Annotated in this window: 3 protein-coding genes and 1 pseudogene; 3 read left to right on the top strand and 1 reads right to left on the bottom strand. The window is 49.1% G+C overall.

What is annotated here, in order from left to right; translation table 11 throughout:
• The 3 genes from feoB to ftnA form a co-directional block, all read left to right on the top strand.
• Positions 1-2,148, top strand: a 2,148-nt coding sequence (gene feoB, locus H8Q75_RS03990; protein WP_297040706.1) for a Fe(2+) transporter permease subunit FeoB, incomplete at its 5' end; no start/stop codon positions are given.
• Between the two features lie 2 nt (positions 2,149-2,150).
• Positions 2,151-2,399: a FeoC-like transcriptional regulator gene (locus H8Q75_RS11935; RefSeq protein ID WP_024124786.1), complete on the top strand. Its 249-nt coding sequence runs from the start codon at positions 2,151-2,153 to the stop codon at positions 2,397-2,399.
• Positions 2,365-2,889 (top strand): non-heme ferritin, encoded by a 525-nt coding sequence (ftnA, locus tag H8Q75_RS03985; protein WP_024124787.1) that lies wholly within the window; start codon positions 2,365-2,367, stop codon positions 2,887-2,889. The genes H8Q75_RS11935 and ftnA overlap by 35 nt, the downstream gene beginning before the upstream one ends.
• A gap of 105 nt (positions 2,890-2,994) precedes the next feature.
• Here the strand turns inward: ftnA and H8Q75_RS03980 are convergent.
• A pseudogene (locus tag H8Q75_RS03980) lies at positions 2,995-3,483 on the bottom strand (valine--pyruvate transaminase); the annotation flags it as partial.

Below are 3,483 nucleotides of genomic sequence, written 5' to 3'. Positions count from 1 at the left end.
GTAGTAGAGGTGGTGGATTTGCCAGGCGTCTATGCCCTCGATGCTGAAGAGGGCACTGGAGTTGACGAGCAAATTGCCCGTAATTTCTTGCTAGAGGAGGCGTATGACTTAGTCGTAAACATCCTTGATGCTGCTAACCTGGAGCGTAATTTTTACCTGACCTCCCAGTTGCTAGACCGAGGCGTGCCGCTTATATTAGTGCTAAACATGATTGACAGAGCACAGGCTAATGGAATTAGTATTGATAGCCAAGTGCTCAGCCAGCGTTTAGGCATTCCGGTTCTTCCTTTTTGCGCCAAACAAAAGCCCTACTTTGATCAACTGCGGCAAGCAATTCGCCTAGCTCTTCAAGATCGGCCAATTGTCACTGTTAGGGCGCCTCAACTCCCTATCATTGAAGAGGCAATTGCTGATTTGCTGACTAAAGGTGCTAAGGATCGAGGACAAGCCTTGGCTTGGCTGCAATATCTAGAATCTGTCCCCAAGGAGGAGGTGCCCCACCTCCATCAATGGCGACGACGGATTCACCAAACCCTAGAAGAAGATATTGATCTTGTGATTGCCGACAGTCGCTATCACTGGATTCACCATCTAATGGCGGATGTTTTGAAACGGGGCGATCGCCCGGCCACAACAGTTTCGGATCGCATAGACCAAATTGTTCTCAACCGCTGGTTGGGGGTTCCCATCTTTTTGGGCGTCATGTACATGGTGTTTTTAATTTCAATCAACGTTGGCGGTGCCTTCATTGACTTCTTTGATATTGGGGTGGGAGCATTGGTTGTGGGCTGGCCAACCCAAGTTCTAGAAACCCTCCATGCCCCTGGTTGGTTAATTGGTCTGCTGGCAGAGGGAGTGGGTGGTGGCATCCAAACCACAGCAACATTTATTCCCCAGATTGGCCTGCTTTTTATTTTTCTTACCTTCCTTGAGGACAGCGGTTATTTGGCACGGGCAGCCTTTGTCATGGATCGACTGATGCGCTGGATGGGCTTGCCCGGCAAATCCTTTCTGCCAATGATAGTGTCCTTCGGCTGCAATATCCCCGGCATCATGGCTACTCGCACCCTTGAAAATCGGCTCGATCGCTTGATGACGATTCTCATGGTTCCTTTTATGTCCTGCGGTGCCCGCCTACCGGTCTATGCTCTGCTTGTTGCGGCTTTCTTCCCCCGCAATGGTCAAAATATTGTATTTTTGCTCTACCTGTCGGGAATTGTAGCAGCAATCTTTACCGGATTTGTGATGAAACGCACTCTCTTTCAAGGGGAAATTGCACCTTTTGTAATAGAGTTACCTCCCTACCATTTGCCTACGTTGAGGGGGGTGTTCCTTCGAGCTTGGGAACGGCTAAAAGCGTTTCTCGGCCGAGCCGGCAAGATGATTGTGACCCTTGTGGTCATTCTGGGGCTACTCAACTCTGTGGGCACCGATGGCAGTTTTGGCAAAAAGGATAGTACGCAGTCGATTTTAAGTGCCTTTAGCCGTCAAATTACGCCCGTATTTTCACCTATGGGAATCGAGCCAGACAACTGGCCGGCTACTGTGGGACTCTTTACGGGCGTGTTTGCCAAGGAAGTGATGGTGGGGACAATGGATGCTCTCTATACAGAACTAGCCCGGCAGGAGTCTCAGGAGGCTAGCGCTGGAGACGATGCGGCACCATTTTCAGTTTGGGAACAACTGAGGCAAGCAGTGCTGAGTGTTCCGGAAAATCTCAGCAAACTAGGGCAGCAGATGCTTGATCCTTTAGGGTTTCAGGTATTGCAAGGGGCGGATAATCCCAAAGCAGCGGCTGAAGTGCAGCAGGTGCACTACACCACATTTGGTCAGATGGTACAGCAGTTTGGTACACCAACAGCAGCGATCGCCTTCCTCCTATTTGTCTTGCTCTACTTTCCCTGTGTGTCAGCCACTGCTGCAGTCTATCGAGAAACCAATCTGGGCTGGACAATCTTTGTAGTCACTTGGACAACGGGCTTCGCCTACTGGGTTGCCACTGGTTACTATCAGATCATGACCTTTACTGCTCATCCTGTGTTTTCTGCACTGTGGTTAGTCAGCCTAGGAGTAGTGATGGCAATTGTGATCATGGCCTTGAAGTATTACGGCGATCGCCGGCACTTTTCCTCGCCACAGGAGGTGTAATCATGCTTTTGGAATTGCAGGACTATATTAAGAAGCGCCAAGTGGTTTCCATTGAGGAGTTGGTGAATCATTTTCGATCGCCACCGAGTCTCATTGAGCCTATGATTGAGCAGCTCATAGCCAAAGGGCGAGTCCAAAAAATCACCCCTAGCCACTGCAGCAGTTGCCAGCAGTGCGGCTCGCAGTCTCTTCAATTGTACGAGTGGAGAATGAACCATGTTATCTTCAGCAATGATCAATCGCCTAAATGAACAGATTAACCTTGAGATGTTCTCAGCCTACCTCTATTTGCAGATGAGCTCTTGGTGTGCTCACAAAGCCTTGGAAGGATGTGCTACTTTTCTTGGGCAACATGCCGATGAAGAAATGGCGCACATGCGGCGTCTCCTGAGCTATATGCACGAGACCGGTGCCCTAGCAATTTTGAAGGATATAGCAGCTCCTCCCCACAACTTTGCTTCTCTTAAGGAGATGTTTAACCAAGTCTATGAGCATGAACAGTTTGTCACTCGCAAAATAAACGAGCTAGTGCATTTAGCCAATAGCGAACCTGACTATTCAACACTGCAGTTTTTGCAGTGGTATGTTGCTGAACAACACCAAGAAGAATTTTTATTCAAAAGTATCCTCGATAAGATTGAACTCATTGGCACAGAAGGGCAAGGACTATTTTTTATTGACCAAGAAATTGGCAAACTTACCTCAACCAGAAACAGCAAGACACTGCCCAGCATAGGCTAAGCGCCACCCCTTGTCCAGGGGTTGAATGTTACCCCAGAAGATTTAAGGGGATCTAGGGATAAGTTATTGGCCCATCAGTGCTATAACGACACGATAAAAAGACAACTACGCCAACATCTCAGAGTAGAAACAGTTAGGAGATGCTTGGTAAACCTGGGTAATGGTGGCGGCCAGTCGTTGCATGCCAAGGGCAATTTCCTCATTACTGGCGGTGAGACTAATGCGTAAGCACTCCTGTTTGTGGCGCCACGGCTCCGTTAAGCCGGGGAAAAAGGAACTGCCGGGAACAACAATCACACCTGCTCGTTTCAAGTGTTGATACAATTCCCAATCCGTCATGGGTAAATCCCGTAGCCACAACCACGCAAAAATCGCCCCTTCACCGCGATGCAAAAACCAAGGAATGTCGTTGGGTAAAGCACTGCGTAGGGCGTCTTCGAGAATTGTAAACTTGCGCTGATAGAAGGGGCGAATGACATTGACAGACACTTCGGCGAGGGCACCGTTGGCAATGGCTAAAGCGGCGATCGCCTGACCGTAGCGGGAGGCATGAATGCAGGCATTGGTTTGAAAAGCTTCAAGGACACTCAAAAT

Origin of the sequence: Thermosynechococcus sp. OHK43 (genome assembly GCF_014466085.1) — a bacterium.
In the GTDB taxonomy this organism is placed as follows: Bacteria; Cyanobacteriota; Cyanobacteriia; order Thermosynechococcales; family Thermosynechococcaceae; genus Thermosynechococcus.
Note: the sequence above shows the minus strand (reverse complement) of the source record. Positions and strands in the feature narration are given on the sequence as shown.